Genomic DNA, 22,673 nt, shown 5'->3' on the forward strand with positions numbered 1-22,673 from the left:
TAGACTTTAATCTTCTTGGATGTGAACATCGGTTGAATGTAAACATCGGTTGAAAGTGAACAGCCAGGATTGCTTTCATTCCGGTCTGTCCTTTAAGTGATTCCAATGACCTATGAGTTCTCCTTATTGAAAGCCACAAGGCTCCTGCAGTCCGTGACGCGGGCTGGCGAGGCTTTGGCGCGTCTCGATGAAAGGGTCAGCCGATCTCCGATCAGAGACGGATTTCTGCAGCGACAGAACTTCCATGATGCCGTTTCCTCGCTTTGGGTCGATGGAGAACTGGTCCATGTCGAGGATCTCGTCTTGCACGATGCACGTATGGACATTCGAGCCCCGACGAACGAGATCGTCAATGCCCACCGCATTCTGAGGGCAAGGCGGCTGATGGAAAGTCATCCGCCGCAATGGGCGCTGAGCGATCACGGCATCGACCTCCTTCGCGGAAAGAACGTCCAGCCGCAGGCCGCCCCATCAAACCTGGTTTCGGATGGCGAAGAGGCGGACTTCGAAGAGCCAGACGATGCGGACAAAGCTCTTGCCGATGAGTTGGCTCAGATGGACGCCGTGCTGTCACGCAGCACCGCTCTTGTCGCAGATGCCTTGAGCTATCGCAGCCAGTCGGAGACGTCGATCCACAGCCCTGCCGGCGAACAGTCCGATGAGGATAGCGAAGAAGAACGACTTCATCGGTGGCGGAAGCTTGTCGATCGCTATTCGGACTATCCGGCGGCGCTGCAGGCTGCCATTCTTCTCGATGCCTGGCGCGATATCCAGGTTTCAGACCGAAGCCCGTGGCTGGGTCGGCAACTCTCAGCCGCGTCGCTGCGTGCCAGTGGTTTAACGATCCTGCCAGCGCTCAACAGCGGACTTCGCGCCATTCACAGAGAACGGCGCCATTCGCGCGATCAGGAAGAACGACTGGTCGCGATCCTTGATGGAATGATCGAGGCGGCCGAACTCGGCATGAAGGAACACGACCGTCTTCTGAACGGCAAAAGCCGGATGGAAAGACGGTTGGTCGGAAAGCGGTCAAATTCGCGACTGCCGGATCTGGTCGAACTGGTTCTGGCAAACCCAGTCGTCTCCACATCCATGATCGTCAAGGAACTTGGTACCACGCCACAGGGCGCGATGGTCCTTGCCAACCAGCTGGAGCTGCGCGAAATGACGGGTCGCGGACGTTTCAGGGCCTGGGGGATTTTGTAAGCTCCTCGCCGCTACGGCATCGGCCCGAAAATCGGAACCGATTTCTGGAAAGCACGATGCGTCGAATCAAAAAGATAAAGCCCCGTGCGTACCAAAGGATGCAAGGGGCTCTCGTTTCTAAATCGCAGATCAGCTTGCCATGGCGTAGCGTGCGTGGGACGAGTTCGAGGCGAGCCTCGTATCTGCGCTGACGCGGAAGCGTCCCACCATGCTGGCGAGGTTTTCGGTTTCCTGCGACAGGCTTTGAGCAGCTGCGGTGGTTTCTTCCACCATCGCTGCGTTCTGCTGCGTCACCTTATCCATCTGATCGGCGGCCGACGAGACTTCCTTCAAGCTGACAGCCTGCTCACGGGCACCGGCCGCAATCTGGTTGATGGTCTGGCTCATGCCGAGAACCTGTTTGACGATCTTGCCAAGCGAATCGCCCGTTTCTTCAACCAGATGAACGCCGGTTTCGACCTGGCTGGACGAGGTGGAGATCAAGCCCTTGATCTCCTTCGCCGCATTGGCGGAGCGCTGCGCCAGTTCACGCACTTCCTGCGCGACCACCGCAAAGCCCTTGCCTGCTTCGCCAGCGCGTGCGGCTTCGACACCCGCATTCAGCGCCAGAAGGTTGGTCTGGAATGCGATTTCATCGATGACGCTGATGATGTTGCCGATCTTGCTGGACGATCCTTGGATTTCGGTCATCGCTGCGACGGCGCGGGCAACGACGTCGCCACCCTTTTCAGCATCCGCCCTGGCGCCGTTGACGGTCTTTTGCGCATCCGTTGCACCATCGGCCGTATCGTTCACACCACGAGTGACCTCGCTTAGGGCTGCAACGGTCTCTTCCAGAGCGGCGGCCTGCTGCTCGGTACGGCGAGCCAGATCGTTCGACGCGGTGGAGATTTCGCTTAGACCCGAGCGAATCGTGTAGACTGCGCTCACGACATTGCTGATCGTCTCTTCCAGCGCAGATACCGAGATGTTGAAATTCTGGCGGATCGTGTCGAATTCAGGAGCGACCTTCTCGTTCATGCGAACCGTCAGGTCGCCGCTTGCCAGAGAATTCAAGCGGCTCTGAACCAGCTCGACGAAGTGTCGAAGATCTTCAGCCTTGGCATTGTCGATGTCGCTTTGACGCTTGCGATCGGTTTCGACCTGGCGCTGGAGTTCTTCCTGCTCGGCCTGGACGTCTTCGCCGCGGGCAAGCGCGAAGCGGAACTTTTCAAGTGATGCGGCCAGATTGCCAAGTTCATCCTGCTTGCCCGTCTGGGCGACCTGATCCTTGTAATTGCCATTGGCCATCTTGCCGACGGAACCCAGAACGGATGTCAGAGGCTTCTTGATCAGGATCTGTGTGGCAACGAGGATCACGCCAAGCGTCACTGCGAGAATGATCAGGCCACCGATCAGCATGCTGTAGATCTGCTGCCAGACTGGCCCGGAGAAGACGGCCGAAGGCACATCCAGGACCGTCGCCCAGGTGGTGTTCATGCCGGGTGCCGTGAAGGGGTAGACGAGACGGACAGAACCGTCCGGGAGACCCTCGATCACACGCATCTTGCCGTCGGCCAAGGCCTGCTTGACGAGATCGGCGCCGACATCGGAATAATCCTTCATCAGATTGTCGGCGTTGTCGTGGGCGAGCCACTTACCGTTGTTCGCGACCAGCATGACGTCGCCACCTTCGAACGGCTTGATCTGGGCCAAGCTCTTTGTCAGATCGCCGAGCTTGATATCAACGCCGGCGATGCCGACCATCGTTCCAGCGGCCTTGACTGGCACGGAGACGGAGGTGACGAGCTGCTTCGTGTTGGTCAGATAGGGCGACGTGATAAGCGGTTTACCGGTCTTCACCACACCGCCGTAATATTCGTCCTCTGGCTTGATCTTCCAGGTTGAGAGACCGATCTTGCCACTGTCATCCTTTGTCCAGTAGGGCGTGAAGATGCCCTCCTCGTTCAGAGCTTCCTTGCCGACCGTCGGCTTCGGGCTCTTGCCGTCGATCAGTTCACACATCCACGCGCCAAAGACGTTCGGATATTGCGGCGCGACGGTCTCGATCATTGAAACGATGTCGGCGCGGCTGCGCGAACCGTTTTCGATGAAGCCACCGATCGTGGCAGCAAGCGTTGCGCCTGCGGATGTTGCGACGGAAATGTCTCCAGCGATCTTCTCGCTGACTGAAGCAGCCTTCTCGGTTGCGAGCGCCATCACGTCACGCTCGGTCGCTGATTTCACGTTCATCACGTTGACAGCAGTGTAAGCAATCATGATGCCGGCAATAGCTGTTCCGGTAGCTAAGATAAGCTTTCCGGAAACGGAATTGAGAATCTTCTTCATGCGACGAGCCCCTCTAAATTTGGGGCGACGTTAATGTAAGATTTTAAACAATTCGCAAACAAACCGCAAAAAGAATAGTGCTGTCTGGCATTTAGGAATTTTGCATGATCGCCTCTGAGCTTAAGCGAAACGCGTTATCTTCTGCTTGAACTCTATTCCATCGCGATCGGCAAATCAGTTTCCGCTTCCAGGTCTGAAATAAAAAAGAGGCGGCCCTCGTCTGGCCGCCTGCTATATCTTTGAACCGTAAAGTATAGGGTGAAGAATGAGACTTGATGCACAGCGCAATTCTTAGCAATCGCGTCTCGCATCCAAGTCGGTAATCGTCACGCCGAGTAACGCGATGCGTACCAGTTTTGGAACAAGGTGTACTGGCTTTCCAGATGACGGCGCTGCGAGGCGCTCAATTCATCCGTTTCGTTGAAATGCAGCGTGTATTCGGTATCGCCGTTCAGAACCATCAGATACTTGTAGTGTAGAACGAGGTCTGGACCTTCGTCATAGGTCGAGAGCACCGTCAGCGCCTCTTCCAGCTCGCGCGCTTCGGCACGTGCTGCCGCATCGCCCTTGGCGGCCTTTTCGCACAGAGCGACCAGATGCAGCACTTCCTTCGGCAGCGCGTTACCGATGCCGGTGATGGCACCGCCTGCACCGCAGTTGACGAAGCCGTGGTAGACGCCCGTATCGACGCCGACCATCAGGGTCAGATCATCGTCGCCGGCGGTGATGTTTTCTGCAGCATAGGTCATGTCCTGCTTGCCGCCGAATTCCTTGAAGCCGATGAGGTTCGAATAGCGCGAGCGCAGATCGAAAAACAGATCAGCTCGGGTCGCAAAGCCATAATAGGGGCTGTTGTAGATCACCGCCGGAAGTCCGTTTGCCGCTTCAAGAATGGCGGAGAAGTGTGCCTTCTGTGCAGAAACGGAAGAACCGCGGGAGAGAACGCGCGGAATGACCATCAAGCCCTTGGCGCCGACCTTTGCAGCGTGAGCAGCGTGGCTGACGGCCGACTTGGTGTTGATGGCGCCGGTGCCGACGATGACGGGAACACCCGCTTCAGCAAGACGCTGCACGCCTTCCTGGCGCTGCTCGTCTGTCAACAGCGGCCAATCGCCCATAGAGCCGCAGTAGACGACTGCCGACATTCCGGCCGCGATGAGTTCCTTGCCCTTCTTCACAAGCAGGTCGAAGTCAGGCGTTCTGTCCGCCTTACAGGGCGTCATGAGGGCGGGGATGCATCCGGTGAAGATCGTGCTGGCCATGGTTTCCAATCCTTTTGCGGCACCATAGCCGCCTGATGTGCATCCCTTGTAGCACCGGATTTTGATCTTGTCGACAAATAAAATACATGAAATCTGGGCGCAAATGCTGGGCGTTCCGCCAAGGCGCGCTTTTTGAATTTAAAAGCTGAGATTGGCGCTCTGGCGGGTATCGGCCGTGATGTAGGAGCGGATCTGTTTGACAATCTGATCGGCATGCGCTCTGGCAAGCGCATCCGCCTTTTCGACGTCCCGGTCGATGATCGCCTGAATCATGTCCTCATGCTCGCTGACATATTGGTTGGGCAGGACATCGTTGAAGGAGGAGTAGTAGAGGCGAAGGATGCGCCGTCCTTCATCGAGCAACCGAGTGAAGAGTTCGACGTAATGACGATTGCCACCGGCTTGCGCGATCGCAACGTGAAAATCGCGGTTGGTGGAGATCATCGCTAGCGCGTCGCGTTCTTCGACAGCCAATGCAAAGGCGCTTTGCAGGGTGCGGATCTGCGCGATATCCGCCTCTGTGTGATTGGCCGCAGCAAGCCGAGTCGTAACGCGATACATCAGGGTCAACGCGTCGAAGAATTCCGGCAATCCGAGAAAATCGATCTGCGAGACGATAGTCGCGCGGTTGGTCAGCGTCGTGATCAGTCCTTCGGCGGAAAGACGAACCAGCGCCTCACGAATGGGCGTGCGCGACAGCGAGAAACGTTCGGAGAGTTGCAGTTCATCGATCGGACTGCCGGGCGCAAGCCGCAATTCGATGATCTCATTGCGTAGCTTCTCGTAGACGGTGGAAACGCCAAAGCCTCGTCGGTGGGTCTGTTTTTCCCGCTCGTCCGCCTTCTCCACCTCTGCCATCAAACCACCCTTCAGTCTCGATCAAGACAGGCTTAGTCCAGAATCGCACCTGAGGGAAAGGTCAAACCGCCCAATGACAACGCCGGGACAGTGCCCGGCGTTATCTTGATCGAGTTAGGCAGCGCGAAGCGACGCGCTCAATGGAATTTCGACATCGATTTCCAGAAGCGACATATGCTCGTCGCTGTCCATTTTGACATGGACCTTATCGCTATCGATCTGCACATGCTTGGCGATCGCCGCCAGAATTTCCTCACGCAGAATGACGACCAGATCCGAACTCTGATTGGTGCGCTCATGCGCAAGAAGGACTTGCAACCGTTCGCGTGCGACGGGTGCGGACTTCTGTTTGCGGAAAAGGTTGAAGATGCTCATGCGGCCCTCCCGAAAATCTTGGCAAAGATGCCGCGCTTTTCGCCGGGAATGGAAACCGGAATGTCTTCGCCCGACAGACGTCGTGCCGCATCGAAATAGGCCATGGCTGGCGCCGACTTGGCATCGGCAAGCGTGACCGGTGCACCAACGTTGGAAGCGCGCAGCACGTCCATGCTTTCGGGAATGATGCCGATCAGCGGAATGGAGAGGATTTCCAGAACGTCATCGACCTTTAGCATGTCGCCGCGCTCGGCGCGGGCGGCATCGTAACGCGTCAGAAGCAGGTGCTTTTCCATCCGCTCGCCCCGTTCAGCCTTGATCGTCTTGGAATCGAGAAGGCCGATGATGCGGTCGGAGTCACGCACGGACGAGACTTCCGGATTGGTCACGACGACGGCGATATCCGCGTGACGCATGGCAAGCGTTGCGCCGCGTTCGATACCCGCCGGACTATCGCAGATCACCCAATCGAAATGCTTCTTGAGTTCGGAGATGACCCACTCGACACCTTCCGGCGTCAGATTGTCCTTGTCGCGCGTTTGCGAAGCCGGCAGCAGGAACAGCGTATCGAGACGCTTGTCGCGGATGAGCGCCTGCGTCAGCTTGGCGTCGCCCTGAATGACATTGACCAGATCGTAGACCACACGACGTTCCGCACCCATGACCAGATCGAGGTTGCGAAGACCGACGTCGAAATCCACGACGACGACCTTTTCCTTGTTCTGTGCCAGCGCTGCACCGAGGGCTGCGGTCGACGTCGTCTTTCCGACGCCTCCCTTTCCGGAGGTAACGACTACTACCTTCCCCATCCTGATCTCCTGTTTCCTGCCGCTTACGGCTTAATTGAGTTTGTCCGCCTTGATCGTATCGTTTTCCAGCCAGAGCTGGACGGCCTGCCCCCGAAGCTTCGGGTCGATATCTTCCGCAACCTTGTAAACACCGTCGATGGCAAGAAGCTCGGCTTCCAGCTTCTTGCAGAAAATGCGTGCAGAGGCGTTGCCGAGTGAGCCCGCCATGGCGCGTCCGCGCAGCGCGCCGTAAATATGGATCGAGCCACCGGCGATCACTTCTGCGCCGGAGGCGACGGAACCGACGATCGTCACATCGCCTTCCGGGAAGATGATCGACTGGCCCGAGCGCACCGGCTCGCTGATCATCAGCGACTGCACGACGCTGCGGATTTCGGTCACGGGTGCTCTTTGCTCCGCCGGCGCTTCCACCTCGGCAAGCGCCACCGGTTCAACCTCGACATCCGAGGCCGGCTTTCCGCCCTTGAGCGCGGGCGGCATGCCGGTTTCGATCATCGACGGGCGTCCGCCCTCGATGCCCATGATGGCAACGTTGCGATTATAAAGCTCGGCAAGCAAGGACTTCAGGCCTGCCTTGTCGAGCTTCAGGTCCGCCACATCCAGCACCACCGGACGTGACAGAAAGAACCCGGCAGAGCGCGCTGCCAGATCGTCCAGCCGCTCCAGCCAGACATCCAGCGGCGACTCGGGAGAAAGAACGACCGCCAGAAATGAGCGGCCCTTGATACGGATCGAACGCGAGTCTGTTAGCACTTTGGTCATCTTGGTAAAGAAATCGTTGATAGAGAGGTAGCGGTGATTTGGTTAACAAATGGTTAACGCGCGCCCTTAGCGGCGGCTAAAATTAACTTCGAGACCCCCTTGACCGAGCACCGGACTGAGTCGGTCGATCCGTGTGAAAAAGCCTGCTTATGCGGCTGCGGGAACCGGCCTCAATCCAGAAGGTTATAGGCCTATTCCGGGGGGATAAAATGGTCGAGAGTGCGACACGGGATTCATCGAAGGAACGGGAGTTTCTGGTCGGCCTCGCGCGTGGCGTGGGCGGTGCGCTTCTCTTTGCGCTTCCCATGTTGATGACGATGGAGCTGTGGTTTCTCGGCTTCTACATGTCGCGGGAAAAACTGCTACTGCTCTGCGTTCTCAACATCCCGCTTCTGGTGGTGCTGGCAAAGCGTGTCGGCTTTGAGAAAACCTCCTCCTGGATCGAAGTTATCCGAGACGCGGTGACGGCCTATGGCCTTGCAATAATCGTCAGCGCCGCCATTCTTGCCCTCTTCGGCTTGATCAATGACCAGGCGACGACGAGCACGACGGTGGCAAAGATCGCGCTTCAGGCCGTTCCCGCCAGTATCGGCGCGCTTCTTGGCCGCAGCCAGCTTGGCATGCATTCCGAAGACGATGACGAAGGCGACGACGCCGAGACGGAGACCAGCTACTTTATTGAGCTGTTCATGATGCTGGTCGGCGCTCTCTTCCTCGCGCTCAATGTCGCGCCGACTGAGGAAATGATCCTGATCGCCTACAAGATCACGCGCTATCAGACGCTGCTCACCGTACTCCTGTCGCTCACTCTGATGCATGGTTTTGTCTATGCCCTCCATTTCAAGGGCGGGCACGGTCATGCAGAAGACAGTGCCTGGTGGCACACCTTCATCCGCTTTACCATGCCGGGCTATGTCATCGCGCTTGGCATCAGCCTCTACTGCCTGTGGAGCTTCGAACGACTGACGGGAACATCCCTGTCGCAGATCGTCGGAGCCGTCGTCATCTTGGGTTTCCCCGCAGCTATCGGCGCTGCTTCGGCCCGCCTCGTGCTATGAGAACGCCATGACCAAATCCTCCGCAGACGGCCAGATGGAAACATCCTCGCCCCACTGGATCGAGTGGGTCACCGGCATCATCTCATCTTTGCTCGTGATAGCACTGCTCGGCTGGATCTCATGGGACATCTATCGCTATGACGACGCGAAAGCGGATTTCGAACTCTCCGTTGTTTCGGTGGAGCCTGCCAGCAACGGCTTCAGGGTGAACTTCGATATCCACAATGTCAGCCAGACAACCGCCGCCACGGTGCATGTGGTCGGCACGCTGCTCAGCACAGACGGAACCACGGATACGGCGGATGTGACCTTCGATTATGTTGCAGCCGAATCCCATGACAACGGGACGCTCTTCTTTAAGAGCGATCCGCAATCGGGCACGCTGGATCTGCGCGTTGGAGGCTTTACCGATCCTTGAAGATCAGAGCCGCTGTTCGGTTTCATGGTCGAACAGATGCAACGACGCTGGATCGATATTGAAGCCGACGCTGTCCCCCGCTTTCACATTGCTTCTTCCCTGAAGCGCCACCGTCATTTCCGGTTGCGTCGCCGTGGTCACCGAGGTCGCGGAGCCTGTGGTTTCCACAATGCCGACCGGCAGGGTGATCGTCGACGATCCGGGCGGTGCGAGCGTAATGTGCTCCGGCCGGATACCAACGGTCACGCGTGCGCCCGGCGTGAAGGCGACGGGGGACATGATCGTCTGAGGTTCGGACTTTCCACCAAAATTCAAAACCAGCGTTCGTCCGTCTTCCGCGGCGATAGCCGCTACAAAGTTCATGGCCGGAGAGCCGATGAACCCTGCGACGAAGCGGTTGACCGGTCGATCGTAGAGCTCAAGCGGCGCGCCTTGCTGCTCGATCACGCCGGCGCGCATGACGACGACATGATCGGCCATGGTCATGGCTTCGATCTGGTCATGTGTGACATAGACAGACGTTGCTCCGAGGCTGTTGTGCAATTTGCGAATTTCAGCGCGCATGTGAACGCGAAGCGCCGCGTCGAGATTGGACAGCGGCTCGTCGAAGAGAAACGCCTTGGGATTGCGGATGATGGCCCGCCCCATTGCGACGCGCTGGCGCTGGCCACCGGAAAGCTCACGCGGATAGCGGGCAAGAAGCGTGGTAAGGCCGGTGATCTGGGCAATCTCCTCCGCCTTGCGGCGTGCTTCGGCCTTGGAAACACCCTTCAGCCGCAGCGAATAGGTGAGGTTCTTTTCCACTGTCATATGCGGATAGAGCGCATAGGACTGAAACACCATGGCGATATCGCGCATGCGCGGCGGCTGGCGGGTGATATCTTCGCCTTCGATGCGGATTGTGCCGCTCGAGATCGTCTCCAGCCCCGCAAGGGTGCGAAGCAAGGACGACTTGCCACAGCCGGACGGCCCGACAAGTGCCACGAACTGGCCTTTCGGGATGGCGATATCGATGCCGCGCAGCGCGTGGTAGGCGCCGTAGTGTTTCTGGATGCCGGACAATTCGATCTGCAATGTCATTTGAGCGCTCCGGATGTCAGGCCGCTGACGATGCGGCGCTGAAGCAGGACGAAGATGATGAGAATGGGCGTTACATAGATCGCCGCGAAGGTCATGATGCCGGTCCAGTCGGAGGCATTCGGCCCGACGAAGAACTGCAGGCCGACAGTCGCAGGCTGGAAGGCCCTGTCGGTGATGAGCGAGCGCGAATAGACATATTCGCCCAGCGACTGAAGAAAGATGAGGATCGCCGAAACCAGTATGCCATTGCGGGCAAGCGGCACCGAGATGCGAAGGAATGCACCAATGCGGCTGTTACCATCCACCAGGGCTGCCTCTTCGAGCTCGCGCGGCACCTGGGTGAAGGCTGCCCGCACCAGAACGATATAGAGCGGCAGCTTGTTGGCAGCGGTTGCCAGGATGACGCCCGTTCGCGGCCATGACAGCAGGCCAAGCTGACTGAAAGCGACGAAGATCGGATTCACCATCAGGGATGGCGGCAGGACCTGCAGCATCAGAACGAGGAAGAGTGCGAGATCCATCCAGACAGAGCGGACACGCGCTAGGGCATAGGCACAACCCGTGCCGAAGAGCACGACGAGCGAGACCGTACCGAAGGCGATGATCAGCGAGTTCTGGATGAAGGTATCCATGCCCATGTCGTTCCAGACACGGGTAACCTTCAACTCGGGATGATGCGGCCAGAGTGTCGGCGGGTTGGCGAAGGTCTCGGTGTTGGTCTTCAGCGCCGTGACATACATCCAGTAGAGCGGGAAGAGGTAGATCGCGACGATAGCGACGGCAATGGCCAGTAGAAGCCAGCGTTTCCAGGGGGTGCTAGACAACATGTTCGTGCCTCGTCGAGCGGACATAAGCGGTGGCGACGACGATGACCAGAAGGGTCATCACGACGGAAACAACCGAGCCATGGCCGATGCGGTATTCGCGGAAGGCAAGCTCCCAGGACCAGTATTGCAGCACGTTGGAGGCATTCGACGGACCGCCTTGTGTCAGCGCCGCAAAGAGGTCGAACTGCTGCAGGGTGAAAATGATGCCAAGCGAAATGACGGCACCGAGCTGCGCCCGCATCATCGGCAGGGTGATGGTGAAGAAGCGCTGCAAGCGCGTCGCTCCATCCAGTTCCGCCGCCTCGTAGACGTCATCGGGGATCGAGGCGAGACCGACCGACAATAGGATCATGTTGAAGGGAACGCCGAGCCAGATATTGGCGATGATGACGGAGTAGATCGAGATCGATGGGTCGGAGAGCCAGAAGATCTTCTGCTGGGTGATACCGAGTGATTGCAGGAGCCAGTTCACCACACCGAAGTCACCGGCCAGAATCCAGCCCCAGATGGCACCGACCACCAGTCCCGGCATGATCCAGCCCGCAAGAAACAGGCCCCGCAGCCAGGAGGCGCCTGGAAAATCGAGCCGGAAGAACAATGCAAGCGCCAGGCCGATCCCCAGTTGGAAGATGACTGACAGGAAAACGAACAGGAAGGTGTTGCGCACGATCGGCATGAACAACGGATCGTCGATGATTTCGCGGTAGTTATCGAGACCGACAAACGGACGGTCGAAGGTGGCAATGGTGAAGAGATCGACGCTCTGGAACGAGATGACCAGATTGTAGATCAACGGGAAAGCGGAAAATGTAACGAGATAGGCGAGCGCGAACAGAACGAGCGCGCTGTCAAACCCGCCACCATCGCGGAAAACTCGATTGAAACGGAGCATTTCGCCTCCCGACATCTCATATGCGCGTTCCACCAAGTCGGACCGTGCGCTTCATCAGTTTGGAAACTGGCTGCGGACGTGGACGCGCCCGCAGCCTCTCGATCAAAGGACCGGACGTCCAGCCTATTTGAGGATCTTGTCGATCGACTTCTGCGCCGTCGTCAGCGCATTTTCCGCTGTGGCCTGGCCGGTCAGAGTCGTCTGGATCGCGGTCTGGATCGCCTTTGAAATCTTCGACCAATCGGGGCTGGGGCCGCGATTGCGCGCAAACTTCATCGACTCCTCGAAAACCTTGTACGCCTGTGGATATTTCGGATCCTCGACCTTCACCGGATAGGCGGGCACATAGCCGAAGTCGTTCCAGACGCGCGGCATCTGCTCATACATATATTCGATGAACTTGAACGCTTCCTTGGGGTGCTTGGAGTTGGCAACGATGACGTTGTCGCCTTCACCCAGGGCCGAAGCATGCGGTGCTCCTTCCTTGGGAACAGGCAGGATCGCGACACGATAATCGAATTTCGCGTCCTTGCTCATGCGCGGCAGTTCCCATGGGCCGGAAATGCTCATGGCGGCATTGCCGGCATTGAAGGTACCGGTCGAGTCCCACTGGCCACGGATCAGCGTGTCCTTGGAGGCAAGCCCCTCATCGATGAACTTCTTCCAGAGTGTCAGCGCTTCCACACCGCCCGGAACATTGACCTTGTTGTAATCGCCGCCGGCCATCTGCAGCCATGGCAGGAACTGGAAGGTGCCTTCTTCGGTCGCTGCGGCGGAGAACGCCAAGCCATAAACGCCCTTATCAGGTTGCGTCAGCTTCTTGGCGGCATCATAAAGCTCGTTCCATGTCTGCGGCGGCTTGTCCGGGTCGAGCCCTGCGGCCTTGTACATGTCGGCATTGTAGTAGAGCGCGATGGTGTTCGCCCCGCGCGGAATGCCGTAGACGCCATCCTTGTAGGTGACGGAGGCGAGCGGGCCAGGCAGGATCTGATCGAGCTTGATGACCGAGCTTTTGTCGATCATCGGCTTCATGTCGAGCAGCAGCTTGCGCGATGCAAAGAGCGCGACATCCGGGTTGTCGATATAGGTGACGTCCGGCGCTTCGCCTGTCGCCATGGCCTTCGCCAACTCGTTGACCATGTCCGGAAACTGAACCGAACGGACATTGACCTTGATGTCCGGGTTCTTGGCGGAAAATTCCTCCGCCATCTTGTAATGATATTCGCCCGGCCGATCGACGGTCCAGAGATTGATTTGAACCTGCTCGGCCCATGCGGGCGTCGACAATGCGGCAAGTGCAACTGCACCCATTAGCTTTGCAATAGTCATGATACTCCTCCTTTGATCATGATTGCGATGCCGGTTCCCCCCGGCTTGAGTCTTACAAAAGCGACGGGTCGCCGCCTCCATATTCTGCGGCGAGATCGACGAAGGACCCTCCCCGGCTGTGCTTCAGATAGTTGAGCGCATGAACCTGGCCCGTCATTTCCAGCTGATCGCGATAGACCGGATCATGCCAGCCTTCGATATCGATGGAGCCGGACCAGCCGGCCAGCCGAAGCTCGGAAATGATGTCGGTCCAGTTGCTGTCGCCAAAGCCCGGCGTGCGCATGAAGACGAAGGGATGCTTGCCAAAGATGCCGTGCTCCTTGATCACGTCCCAACGGATGGTCGCGTCCTTGCCGTGGACGTGGAAAATCTTGTGCGCCCATTTGCGGATCTGCGGCAACGGATCGATCAAGTAGACCATCTGGTGGCAGGGCTCCCACTCCAGACCGATATTATAATCCGGCGTCTCGTTGAACATCAGTTCCCAGGCATCCGGATTGTGAGCAATGTTCCAGTCACCCGTTTGCCAGTTGCCGTCCATGGCGCAGTTTTCAAAGGCGATCTTCACGCCCTTGTCGGCAGCGCGCTTCGCCAGTTCGCTCCAGACTTCCCTGTAGCGTGGAAGGCTCTCCGGCAAGGGCTTGCCGCGGACGCGGCCGGTAAAGCCTGCCACGCAGGTGGCGCCAAAATGATGGGCGTTGTCGATGCAGTCCTTCCAGCCTTGAAGGGTCTGGAGGTCCATCTCCGTTTCTTCCAGCGGATTGCCGAACATGCCGAGCGTCGAAATGGTGATGTCGCGGTCGCCGATGGCTTCGACGCAGCGTTTGCCAAGTTCCGCAAGATCCTGGCCATTGGTCGTCTGCCAGAAGAACGGCTCAAAGCTTTCGAATCCAAGGTCGCCGATTTCCGAGATTCGCTCGGCGGCATCCCCTTTTGTGGCACTGACCATGGTGCCGATGCGGACGGATTTTGCTGGATCGCTCATATTAGACCTCAAATCTCGATAACAACACGCTGACCGGTGCGGGCGCTTTCAATCGCGCCCATGACCATGGCCAGGCTTTTGATATTGTCGGAGGAGACGGTCTCTGGAACCGTCCCATTTTCGATGGCACGCAGGAATGACAAGAGCACGCTGGCATGCCCTTCCGTCTGCTCTTCATTCACGTTTTCAGAAACGTTTACGGCAGAAGTTCCGCGCAGAAGCCCTTCGTCGCTTCCCGCTACGTTTGCCGAGAAACCATCCTCACCATCCCAAAGGATCATGCCCTTCGATCCGACCAGCCGCCATGTGCTTTCCCAGCTTGTCCGCTCGCCTTCGGCGCACCACGAGCCGCGATAGGTGAAGATGACGTCATTTGAAAGTTCGAAGATGACGTTGGCCGATGCGCCATGGGCGTACCATGAGCCAGCTGGATTTCTCTCCACGCAATAGACCGCCAGCGGGTTCTGGTCGGCGACGAAACGCGCGGCATCGAAGGTGTGGATCGCCATATCCAGCAGCAACACATTTTGCATTTCCTCACGGAAGCCGCCAAAGTGCGGCGCCAGAAAGAAGTCGCAATGAATGGCCGTCAATTCCCCGATTACGCCATCCTGAACGGCGCGATGCAGGCGGCGTATCCCCCTGATATAGCGCCTGTTTTGAACAATGGCGTGGATTTTCCCGGCACTTTTGGCAAGCTCCAGCAGCGTCTTCGCCTCTTCTAGGGAAGGCGCCATCGGCTTTTCGCTCAACACATGGCAGCCAGCCTTAAGGCCAGTAGCAACCACGCCGAAACGGGCATCGGGGATGACGACATCGAAAACCACGTCAGCTTTGGTCTTGGTGAGGACGTCTTCGAGATCGCTGCCGATAACGACGTCCTGGAGCGCGAACTCGTCGGCCAGCGCCTGGGCGACCTTCTCGTTCAGATCGACAAGGCCGCATATGCGGATCGACGATTGCAAATCTGGATGTGAGGCGATCGCGCGCAGCCAGCCTTTGGCCATAGCTCCGCACCCGCACAAAACGGCATTCAATGTCACATTGTCCTCCCTGCCGCCCGCAAACTCCTCTTTGCGGAACCAGCTTTCGTAAACGTTTACGAGACTATGCTTAAGGTGCTAGATGTGTCAAGACCGTAGTGAAGGGCTTCTCTGGTTTGGAGCCGGGAGGACATGCATGAAGGGTATCCGCCAGCTCGCAGACTATCTGGACATCTCCATCGGCACCGTATCCCGCGCCTTGAATGGCAAGCCGGATGTGAACGACGATACCCGTCGCAGAGTGTTGGAGGCGGCAGAAAAGCTGGGCTACGTCGCAAACCAGTCCGGGCGCAGCCTGCGACAGGGTGCCACCAACGTCATCGGCCTGATGACCGGGTCCGACACGCAAGCGGTCGAAAACGCCGACAACTTTTTCCTGGGCGTGACGGATGGCTTGCAGAGTGTTTTCTCGACCCACAATCTCGACCTCATCGTCCTGCCTTGTCCTGCGGAAGAGGATCCCGACGAGTATTTGAAGCGCATGGTGGCAAGGCGCATGGTGGATGCGATGGTCATTTCGTCCACCAGCCGGATCGACAAGCGCGTCGACTTCCTCAAGCAGACGCGCCTGCCCTTCGTCACCCTGGGGCGAACGGGTTCCAGCACCGATCACGCCTGGATCGATCTCGATTTCGAAGGTGTGGCAAGAACCGCCGTGGCTCGCCTTGCGGCCGCCGGTCACCGTTCGATTGCCGTTGCAGCACCCGACACCGACATCAATCTTGGCTATATCTTCCTGGAAGGCTATCGCAAGGGTCTGGAGGACGCGTCTCTCCCCTATGACGAAAAACTCATCATTCGCGCCAGGTCCAGCGAACAGGGTGGCTATCACGCGGCAAGCGAGTGGCTGCAGATGCGGCCACGCCCCACAGCCCTGATCCTGATTTACGAGTTGATGGCGATCGGTCTCTACCGACGCCTTGCAGAGGTGAAACTTCGCGCTGGACAGGATCTCGCTGTCATCGGCTTTCGCGAGGGCCCGAGCGGCCAGTTTCTCGAGCCGAGACTGACGAGTTTCCGCATGTCGCTGCGCGATCTCGGCGTCTCCGTCGGCAAGACCCTGCTATCGACCATGCCGGCCTATAGCAGCTTCTATCCGCAACAGCCCAAGCACATCGTCTGGCCGATGCAGCTCATTCCGGGCGACAGCGATATCACGAACCTGCAATCCAGGTGACATCCGGCCGCGCAGTTTCCGCGGCCGGATATTTATGATCAATCAAGCTTCCAGCCAGCGCACCTGCTCAGGCGTGAGCTTGATATCGAGCGCCGACAGGCTGTCTTCCAGCTCGGCAATGGTGCGCGGGCCGATCAGCGGAATGACGGGGAACGGCTGGGCGATCACATAGGCAAGCGCGATGTGGATCGGGTGTCGGCCAAGCTCCTTGGCAAGCTCGATTGCCCGGTCGCGGCGCTCGAAATTGCGCTCGGAGTACCAGACGCGCACGATCTCCTCATCGTCCCGCTTGTCGCGGCCTGCCCTGTCGGTGAAGAAGCCTCGGCCTTGGCTGGACCAGGCAAAGTTCGGGATCTGGCGCTCTTTCGCCCATTCTTTCCAAGGCTCGTCGGAGGCTGCGACACATCCGGCCCAGATCGGGTCCAGCATTTCGGCCAGCGAGAAATTGTTGGAAAGCGCGCCCGGCGCGGTCTTGCCGGTCTTCTCAGCATAGGCGTTTGCCTCGTCCATGCGCTGGCGCGTCCAGTTCGAACCGCCAAAAATGCCGCGAATGCGCCCGCGCTTTACTTCGGCATCCATTGCATCGACGAACTCACCGACAGGCACATCGGTATTGTCGCGGTGCATGAAATAGATATCGACATAATCCGTCTTCAGCCGGTTCAGAGACTGGTCGAGCTGCTTGGCAATCACATCGGGATAGCAAAGCGGCGAATGCGCGCCTTTGCCGATCAGCACGATCTCTTCGCGCGGGACGTTGCGGCTGGTGTGCCAGTCGCCAAAAATCGCTTCCGTCTTGCCGCCGCCATAGACGAAGGCGGTGTCGAAGAGATTGCCGCCGGCCTCATAGAAGCTGTCGAGGGTGAGCGATGCGGAAGCAAAGTTCGGGAAGAACTCGAAACCGAGCGCCACGACCGATGCGGGCTTGGCGACGCCTGGAATCTGACGCTTCGGTACGGAATTGCCCGGCGCAACCTTGCCGCCTGCAATGTTGAGAACGCGCTTGGACGCACTCTCCACGCCATATTCGAGTCCAACCGAGGCGCGCCACTGATCCATGACCCGCAGATTTCCGAGCGTGTCGGCCCAGCTCATGCCGGGGTAGGCGAATTCCTGGGACTGGTTGCGAATGGCCTCGCCTGCCGCATCCACCTCGAAGGAGTAGAGATAACGATCTTCGGCAACCTCAATGGTCTGGCGGTCCTTGCCCTTGATCACGTCGATCTTGCCGACCCCACCCTTATGGCCGGAAGCAAACCAGAAGTCCTGCACTTCAATGCGGCCTTCCGATCCAATGATGCGCAGCACGTTGTCCTGGTTCGCCATGATCGAGCAGGACACTTCGGCGATGATCTCGTTCGGAAACTTCAGCACGGCCGAGGCCCATTCATCGACACCCGATTGACCGAGATGCGCGACGCCGGAAACCTTGGTGGGCTCCAGGAAAGGCTGACCTGAAACGGCACCGGCAATCAACCTAGCCATAGAAACCGGATAGCCACCGACATCGAGAATGCCGCCGCCAGCACTCTCATTGGCAAACAGGCGGTGATCGGCGCGGAAGCTGCCCATGCTGAAACCGAAGCTGGAGCGGATGATCCTCACCTCGCCAATCGCGCCACTCTTGACCAGCTCGACGATCTTGGCGGTCTGCGGATGCAGACGGTACATATAGGCTTCACCGGCAAAAACGCCTGCCTTCTTCGCCTCGTGGAAAATGGCATCGGCATCATAGGCGGAGAGCGCAATCGGCTTTTCCACCAGCACATGCTTGCCGGCCCGGATCGCCTTGATGGCCCATTCGGCGTGGCCTGTGTGTGGGGTCGCGATATAGACCGCATCGATCTCTGCATCGGAGAGCAGCGCGTCATAGCCATTGACGATGCGGGCACCGGGGAAGCCATCGCTCAGGCCCGGCCGATCCGGATTGCGCGTTGCGATCGCCACGAGCTTGCCGGTCGTCGAATGGGCAACACCCTCGGCAAAGGTCTTCGCGATAGTGCCGGGTCCGATAATGCCCCAGCGGATGGGTTGAAGGTCGGGCATGATATTCCTCGTCTGCTTTGGATGTGAATTTGGTTTAGCGCAGGCGCGTGCCGTTGCTATCGAACAGGAAGGCCTTGTTGGCCGGGACGGAGACGGTAAGCCGGTCGAGCTTGCCGACGTGGCGGGATTCGGGGCGCTCGATGATCAACGGCAACTTTTCCGCCAGATGTGCATAGACGTAGCTGGTATTGCCCAGATGTTCGGCGACATCGACGGCAACCGTCAAATCGGCGGCCTTGCCGGCATCCTCGAAATGCTCCGGGCGAATACCAAGCGTGATGGGCGCGCCGATCCCAGGCCGCGCCGCAACCGGCAGGGTCAATGAGAAGGTCGGCGCGTGGTCCAGGGTGATCGTCACGCCTTCAGCGGTCTCGTGAGCGACCTTGCCCGGCAGAAAGTTCATTTTTGGCGATCCGACGAAGCCTGCGACGAAGCGATTTTCGGGATCGTCATAGAGATCGAGCGGCGCGCCGACCTGCTCGATCTTGCCGCCGCGCAGCACCACGATCTTGTCGGCAAGCGTCATGGCTTCCGTCTGGTCGTGGGTGACGTAGATCATCGTCGTGCCGAGCTGCTTGTGCAGCTTGGAGATTTCCACCCGCATCTGGACACGCAGTTCCGCATCGAGATTGGAGAGCGGTTCGTCGAAGAGAAACACCTGCGGTTCGCGCACGATGGCACGTCCAATGGCAACACGCTGCCGCTGACCGCCGGAGAGCTGCTTTGGCCTGCGCTGCATCAACTCGTTGATCTGCAGGATTTCGGCGGCGCGCCGAACGCGCGCTTCAGTATCCGCCTTAGGATTACCATTCATGCGAAGGCCGAAGGACAGATTTTCTTCAACCGTCATATGCGGATAAAGCGCATAGGACTGGAAGACCATGGCAATGCCGCGATCGGCTGGCTCGGCATCATTGACGACTTTGCCGCCGATCTCGATCTTGCCATCCGAGATATCCTCCAAGCCAGCGATCATGCGAAGCAGGGTCGATTTCCCGCAGCCGGAAGGGCCGACAAAAACGACGAATTCGCCATCTTCGATTTCCAGGTTCGCGCCGTGGATAACCTCCAGCGAACCATAGCGTTTGACGACGTTGTTAAGTGAAAGTCCCGCCATGCGGCTCCTCCCGGATTACTTGACGGCGCCGGCTGAAATGCCGGCGATGAAGTGGCGTTGCAACACCACGAAGATGACGAGGATTGGCGCGGTCAGCAGCACCGCTCCGGCCATGATCCCGCCCCACGAGACCTTGGTGAGACCGATCAGCGTGCCGAGCGCCACGGGTGCCGTCATCATTCCTGGACGGGAGTTAATGAGCAGCGGCCAGAGATAGTTGTTCCACGAGGCGAGAAACAGGATGATCGAAAGAGCGGCCATGGTGGGACGCGCCAGCGGCAGCGCTATGCGCAGAAAGATTTGCCACTCTTTCACCCCTTCCACACGCGCGGCGTCGAACAGCTCACCCGGCATCATGGAAAAGGACTGGCGCATAAAGAGTACCCCGAGCGAGTTGAAGAGAGGCGGGACGATCAGCGCAACCCATGTATTTCCGAGCTTGAACTCGCGGGCCACCATGATGAATTGCGGAATGACGACGACCGCATAGGGCAAGGTGATCGTGCCGATAATGATCGCCACCACCACCGAACGTCCGGCGAAGCGATAGCGCGCCAAGGCCCATCCCGCCATCGACGTCAGCATGACGGAGAGGACCGTGTAGATCACCGCCACCGTGATCGAGATGAACATCGCGCGCAGAAAATCGGTATCGGCCTGCAGGTTCTGGAAGTTCTCGATAAAATGCGTCGACGGGATCAGCTCGATATTCGGACTGAAGATGCCGTAATCCGGCATGGTCGAGAAGACAAACATCATCCACAGCGGGAAAAGCCAGATCAGCGCAAGTGGCGTGAGGGCCGCGTGCAACGCGATTTTCTGCCAGAGAAGCGATCTCGATTTCGATCTCATTTCTGCTCCCTCCCGACCCAGAGATTGAAGAGCGATATGACGATGGCAAGGGCTGCGATCGTGTAGGCAATCGCCGAGGCATAGCCGAAGTTGAGCGAGGTGAAGCCCTGGCGGTAAAGGAAGATGCCGAGCGTCTCGGTGCCGCCACCCGGACCGCCGCGATTGGTGATGAGGAACGGTTCGGTAAAGAGCTGCATCGTGCCGATCACCGAAAGCACCATGCAAAAGATGATGATGGGCTTGAGAAGCGGCAGCGTGATGTGGAAAAACTGCTGGCGTTTGCTGACCCGGTCCAGCCGCGCCGCCTCATAGACGTCGCCGGGGATGGATTGCAGTCCGGCGAGGATGATGATGGCGTTGTAGCCTGCCCAGCGCCACGTCACGGCGATGATGATCAGCGCCATGGCAGCCGTTGCATTGTCGAACCAGGAGATGGGCGAGAGACCGACATTCACGAGCATCTTATTGATGATGCCGAAATCGGCACTGAACATCAGACGGAAGACGGCGGCGTAAGCGACCTCCCCCACGACGACCGGAGCGAAGAAGGCAAAGCGGTAAAGCGGTCTTGCTTTCAGAAGCGGCGAATTCAGCAGCACGGCCATGATGGTGGCCAGTGCGATCATGATCGGCACCTGGATGACGAGAATGATCAGCGTGTTGTAGAGCGCATTGTAAAAGGCCGGATCGCCGATCAGGCGTCCCCAGTTCATCGTCGGCGCGAAACGCCATGGATTGACGCGCGTGTTTTGGAACGACAGCAGAAACGAGTTGATGATCGGCCAGAGCCAGAATGTCGTGAAGATCAAGAGATAGGGCGCTAGAAACGCATAGGCGACCCTGGTTCTGATGGGCATCTTCACCTCCCGAACGATAATTTGCATGAGGGCTGAGCCTATCCGGGCGCCCCGTGCAAGGGGCGCCCGGCTCTGGTTCAGCTTGGGAGATCACTGTGCAGCGGGAAGACCCGTTGCGGATTCGATCTGCTTGGCGGCATCATCGAGTGCCGTCTTGGCGTCCGGGTAGCCGCCTGCCAGATATTTCGTCTGGACGGCGCGGTAGATCCCTTCCGCATCGGACTGGTAGGCCGTGCCTCTGCTTGGCTTGATCTTCGGCAGGGTCGCCAGAATATCCGTCCACACGGCCTGGCCGCCCCAATAGGGCTGCGGCTCCTTGACGAAGGGATCGTTGACGGCGGACAGAAGCGACGGAACGAGACCGAACGACTTCAGCATCATGACCTGGCCTTCATTCGTCGTCAGCGCGTAATCGACGAACTTCCAGGCCGCTTCCTTGTTCTGGGAGACCGAGCTGATGGCGAGCGACGAGCCGCCAAGGTTTGCCGCACGTGGACCATCTGTCGTCAGGCTTGGCATCGGATAGACGCCCCACTTGCCGGAAAGGTCCGGAGAGCCGGAGCGGATCGAGCCTTCATACCAACCGCCATACATCTGGCTTGCGACCTTGCCGGCGGTGTTCGCCTGGATCTTTTCATCCCAGATCGCGGCGGTGATGATGCCCGCGTCCTTCATCTGTTTCAGCTTTTCAAGCGTCGCAACGCAGGCCGGCTGATTGATGGTGATGGACTGGCCATCTGTCGAAAAGTAACCGCAGCCCTGTTCGTTGGAGATCATGCGAAACCATTCGCTGTCTCCGTTGAAGTCGGCTTGCGTCATGACCACGCCGGGATTGGCCTCCATGACCTTCTTGCCGGCGGCAATGAAATCGTCCCAGGTCTTGATGGTAGCCGGATCGACGCCGGCCTTTTCATAAAAGTCACGACGGTAGAAAACCGCCACCGGACCGGAGTCCCACGGAACGGCGTAGGCAACGCCATCGACTTCCAGTTCGGTGCGTTTGAATTCGGGAAAAAGCGCCTGCTTTTCAGGCGTGTAGCCGAGTGCCTTTACATCGGTGAAACAATCCGGGAAACGGCTCCAGAAGACTTCCGCCTCAAAGTTTTCAACGGTTACGATATCTGGCAAGCCTTCGCCACCGGCGGCGCAGGCGGCAAGCGCCTTGTCATAAACCTGGTTGTTGCCAAGATCCTGGACATCCACCTTGATGTCCGGGTTAGCTTTGTTGAAGCCTTCCAAAGTAGATTTCAACGCCGATGCGGCGACGTTCCAGCTCCAGATCGTGATGGTGGTTTGGGCAGACGCGGGTGCAGCCGCAAGCAGGGCAAGCGATACCGCCACGCCCGTGATTTTAAAGCACATTGAAAACCTCCCTTTTTCAATTGCCGTTCT

General features: G+C 58.4%; 21 protein-coding genes. 4 read left to right on the plus strand and 17 right to left on the minus strand.

From position 1 onward, the window contains the following. Positions 1-105 precede the first annotated feature (105 nt). Positions 106-1,206, plus strand: coding sequence for an RHE_PE00001 family protein (locus EYC79_RS17490; protein ID WP_130978776.1), 1,101 nt, complete (start codon positions 106-108; stop codon positions 1,204-1,206). A 129-nt stretch (positions 1,207-1,335) separates the two neighbouring features. Here EYC79_RS17490 and EYC79_RS17495 read toward each other — a convergent pair whose 3' ends face one another. The 6 genes from EYC79_RS17495 to minC form a co-directional block, all read right to left on the minus strand. Beyond that, positions 1,336-3,534: a methyl-accepting chemotaxis protein gene (locus EYC79_RS17495; protein ID WP_062444993.1), complete on the minus strand. Its 2,199-nt coding sequence runs from the start codon at positions 3,532-3,534 to the stop codon at positions 1,336-1,338. Positions 3,535-3,860: 326 nt separating this feature from the next. Continuing rightward, the gene (locus EYC79_RS17500) at positions 3,861-4,796 is read right to left on the minus strand and encodes a dihydrodipicolinate synthase family protein (RefSeq protein WP_130978777.1); all 936 of its coding nucleotides are present in this window, start codon (positions 4,794-4,796) and stop codon (positions 3,861-3,863) included. Between the two features lie 138 nt (positions 4,797-4,934). Further along, positions 4,935-5,654 carry a GntR family transcriptional regulator gene (locus EYC79_RS17505; protein WP_130978778.1) on the minus strand — a complete coding sequence of 240 codons (720 nt, stop codon included), beginning with the start codon at positions 5,652-5,654 and terminating at the stop codon, positions 4,935-4,937. A 114-nt stretch (positions 5,655-5,768) separates the two neighbouring features. Next, positions 5,769-6,029 (minus strand): cell division topological specificity factor MinE, encoded by a 261-nt coding sequence (minE, locus tag EYC79_RS17510; protein ID WP_130978779.1) that lies wholly within the window; start codon positions 6,027-6,029, stop codon positions 5,769-5,771. Continuing rightward, entirely contained in the window at positions 6,026-6,838 is an 813-nt protein-coding gene (gene minD, locus EYC79_RS17515) for a septum site-determining protein MinD (protein ID WP_062424020.1), read from the minus strand. The genes minE and minD overlap by 4 nt, the downstream gene beginning before the upstream one ends. 30 nt (positions 6,839-6,868) lie before the next feature. Next, positions 6,869-7,600 carry a septum site-determining protein MinC gene (gene minC / locus EYC79_RS17520; RefSeq protein WP_165457067.1) on the minus strand — a complete coding sequence of 244 codons (732 nt, stop codon included), beginning with the start codon at positions 7,598-7,600 and terminating at the stop codon, positions 6,869-6,871. Between the two features lie 209 nt (positions 7,601-7,809). Between minC and EYC79_RS17525 the strand changes: the two genes are divergently transcribed. Both EYC79_RS17525 and EYC79_RS17530 read left to right on the plus strand, forming a co-directional pair. After that, the gene (locus tag EYC79_RS17525) at positions 7,810-8,658 is read left to right on the plus strand and encodes a TIGR02587 family membrane protein (RefSeq protein ID WP_130978781.1); all 849 of its coding nucleotides are present in this window, start codon (positions 7,810-7,812) and stop codon (positions 8,656-8,658) included. Between the two features lie 7 nt (positions 8,659-8,665). Then, positions 8,666-9,076: a TIGR02588 family protein gene (locus tag EYC79_RS17530; protein WP_130978782.1), complete on the plus strand. Its 411-nt coding sequence runs from the start codon at positions 8,666-8,668 to the stop codon at positions 9,074-9,076. Positions 9,077-9,079: 3 nt separating this feature from the next. Here the strand turns inward: EYC79_RS17530 and EYC79_RS17535 are convergent, their stop codons facing one another. The 6 genes from EYC79_RS17535 to EYC79_RS17560 all read right to left on the minus strand — a co-directional run bounded on the left by EYC79_RS17535 (position 9,080) and on the right by EYC79_RS17560 (position 15,232). Next, positions 9,080-10,156 carry an ABC transporter ATP-binding protein gene (locus EYC79_RS17535; protein WP_130978783.1) on the minus strand — a complete coding sequence of 359 codons (1,077 nt, stop codon included), beginning with the start codon at positions 10,154-10,156 and terminating at the stop codon, positions 9,080-9,082. Beyond that, positions 10,153-10,983, minus strand: a complete 831-nt coding sequence (locus EYC79_RS17540) for a carbohydrate ABC transporter permease (RefSeq protein WP_130978784.1) — start codon at positions 10,981-10,983, stop codon at positions 10,153-10,155. The genes EYC79_RS17535 and EYC79_RS17540 overlap by 4 nt, the downstream gene beginning before the upstream one ends. After that, a complete protein-coding gene (locus tag EYC79_RS17545; protein WP_062424015.1) occupies positions 10,973-11,875 on the minus strand; it encodes a carbohydrate ABC transporter permease in 903 nt (300 codons plus the stop codon). Before EYC79_RS17545 ends, EYC79_RS17540 begins: the two co-directional genes overlap by 11 nt. Positions 11,876-11,998: 123 nt before the next feature. Continuing rightward, positions 11,999-13,204 (minus strand): ABC transporter substrate-binding protein, encoded by a 1,206-nt coding sequence (locus tag EYC79_RS17550; RefSeq protein WP_062600119.1) that lies wholly within the window; start codon positions 13,202-13,204, stop codon positions 11,999-12,001. A gap of 52 nt (positions 13,205-13,256) precedes the next feature. After that, a complete protein-coding gene (locus tag EYC79_RS17555; RefSeq protein ID WP_130978785.1) occupies positions 13,257-14,189 on the minus strand; it encodes a sugar phosphate isomerase/epimerase family protein in 933 nt (310 codons plus the stop codon). A gap of 8 nt (positions 14,190-14,197) precedes the next feature. Next, positions 14,198-15,232 (minus strand): Gfo/Idh/MocA family protein, encoded by a 1,035-nt coding sequence (locus EYC79_RS17560; RefSeq protein ID WP_130978786.1) that lies wholly within the window; start codon positions 15,230-15,232, stop codon positions 14,198-14,200. A gap of 136 nt (positions 15,233-15,368) precedes the next feature. Between EYC79_RS17560 and EYC79_RS17565 the strand changes: the two genes are divergently transcribed. Beyond that, positions 15,369-16,409: a LacI family DNA-binding transcriptional regulator gene (locus tag EYC79_RS17565; RefSeq protein ID WP_116492883.1), complete on the plus strand. Its 1,041-nt coding sequence runs from the start codon at positions 15,369-15,371 to the stop codon at positions 16,407-16,409. Between the two features lie 42 nt (positions 16,410-16,451). Here the strand turns inward: EYC79_RS17565 and EYC79_RS17570 are convergent, their stop codons facing one another. From EYC79_RS17570 to EYC79_RS17590, 5 genes are all read right to left on the minus strand, one after another. Next, positions 16,452-18,455 (minus strand): aldo/keto reductase, encoded by a 2,004-nt coding sequence (locus tag EYC79_RS17570; protein WP_130978787.1) that lies wholly within the window; start codon positions 18,453-18,455, stop codon positions 16,452-16,454. 34 nt (positions 18,456-18,489) lie between these two features. Further along, positions 18,490-19,572 (minus strand): ABC transporter ATP-binding protein, encoded by a 1,083-nt coding sequence (locus EYC79_RS17575; protein WP_130978788.1) that lies wholly within the window; start codon positions 19,570-19,572, stop codon positions 18,490-18,492. A gap of 15 nt (positions 19,573-19,587) precedes the next feature. Next, complete coding sequence (locus EYC79_RS17580; protein ID WP_062424008.1) at positions 19,588-20,424, minus strand: carbohydrate ABC transporter permease; 837 nt, start codon at positions 20,422-20,424, stop codon at positions 19,588-19,590. After that, complete coding sequence (locus tag EYC79_RS17585) at positions 20,421-21,281, minus strand: carbohydrate ABC transporter permease (RefSeq protein WP_062424569.1); 861 nt, start codon at positions 21,279-21,281, stop codon at positions 20,421-20,423. Before EYC79_RS17585 ends, EYC79_RS17580 begins: the two co-directional genes overlap by 4 nt. 90 nt (positions 21,282-21,371) lie before the next feature. Continuing rightward, positions 21,372-22,643, minus strand: a complete 1,272-nt coding sequence (locus tag EYC79_RS17590; protein WP_130978789.1) for an ABC transporter substrate-binding protein — start codon at positions 22,641-22,643, stop codon at positions 21,372-21,374. Positions 22,644-22,673: the final 30 nt, after the last annotated feature.

It is taken from the genome of Agrobacterium cavarae, from assembly GCF_004310285.1.
Classification (GTDB): Bacteria; Pseudomonadota; Alphaproteobacteria; order Rhizobiales; family Rhizobiaceae; genus Agrobacterium; species Agrobacterium cavarae.

Coding starts and splice junctions, on each gene's coding strand:
- minE (WP_130978779.1), bottom strand. CDS start 6,029: ATGAGCATCTTCAACCTTTTCCGCAAACAGAAGTCCGCACCCGTCGCA.
- EYC79_RS17575 (WP_130978788.1), bottom strand. CDS start 19,572: ATGGCGGGACTTTCACTTAACAACGTCGTCAAACGCTATGGTTCGCTG.
- EYC79_RS17555 (WP_130978785.1), bottom strand. CDS start 14,189: ATGAGCGATCCAGCAAAATCCGTCCGCATCGGCACCATGGTCAGTGCC.
- EYC79_RS17585 (WP_062424569.1), bottom strand. CDS start 21,281: ATGCCCATCAGAACCAGGGTCGCCTATGCGTTTCTAGCGCCCTATCTC.
- EYC79_RS17550 (WP_062600119.1), bottom strand. CDS start 13,204: ATGACTATTGCAAAGCTAATGGGTGCAGTTGCACTTGCCGCATTGTCG.
- EYC79_RS17525 (WP_130978781.1), top strand. CDS start 7,810: ATGGTCGAGAGTGCGACACGGGATTCATCGAAGGAACGGGAGTTTCTG.
- EYC79_RS17490 (WP_130978776.1), top strand. CDS start 106: ATGACCTATGAGTTCTCCTTATTGAAAGCCACAAGGCTCCTGCAGTCC.
- minD (WP_062424020.1), bottom strand. CDS start 6,838: ATGGGGAAGGTAGTAGTCGTTACCTCCGGAAAGGGAGGCGTCGGAAAG.
- minC (WP_165457067.1), bottom strand. CDS start 7,600: ATGACCAAAGTGCTAACAGACTCGCGTTCGATCCGTATCAAGGGCCGC.
- EYC79_RS17500 (WP_130978777.1), bottom strand. CDS start 4,796: ATGGCCAGCACGATCTTCACCGGATGCATCCCCGCCCTCATGACGCCC.
- EYC79_RS17505 (WP_130978778.1), bottom strand. CDS start 5,654: ATGGCAGAGGTGGAGAAGGCGGACGAGCGGGAAAAACAGACCCACCGA.
- EYC79_RS17530 (WP_130978782.1), top strand. CDS start 8,666: ATGACCAAATCCTCCGCAGACGGCCAGATGGAAACATCCTCGCCCCAC.
- EYC79_RS17495 (WP_062444993.1), bottom strand. CDS start 3,534: ATGAAGAAGATTCTCAATTCCGTTTCCGGAAAGCTTATCTTAGCTACC.
- EYC79_RS17590 (WP_130978789.1), bottom strand. CDS start 22,643: ATGTGCTTTAAAATCACGGGCGTGGCGGTATCGCTTGCCCTGCTTGCG.
- EYC79_RS17565 (WP_116492883.1), top strand. CDS start 15,369: ATGAAGGGTATCCGCCAGCTCGCAGACTATCTGGACATCTCCATCGGC.
- EYC79_RS17540 (WP_130978784.1), bottom strand. CDS start 10,983: ATGTTGTCTAGCACCCCCTGGAAACGCTGGCTTCTACTGGCCATTGCC.
- EYC79_RS17580 (WP_062424008.1), bottom strand. CDS start 20,424: ATGAGATCGAAATCGAGATCGCTTCTCTGGCAGAAAATCGCGTTGCAC.
- EYC79_RS17545 (WP_062424015.1), bottom strand. CDS start 11,875: ATGCTCCGTTTCAATCGAGTTTTCCGCGATGGTGGCGGGTTTGACAGC.
- EYC79_RS17535 (WP_130978783.1), bottom strand. CDS start 10,156: ATGACATTGCAGATCGAATTGTCCGGCATCCAGAAACACTACGGCGCC.
- EYC79_RS17570 (WP_130978787.1), bottom strand. CDS start 18,455: ATGCCCGACCTTCAACCCATCCGCTGGGGCATTATCGGACCCGGCACT.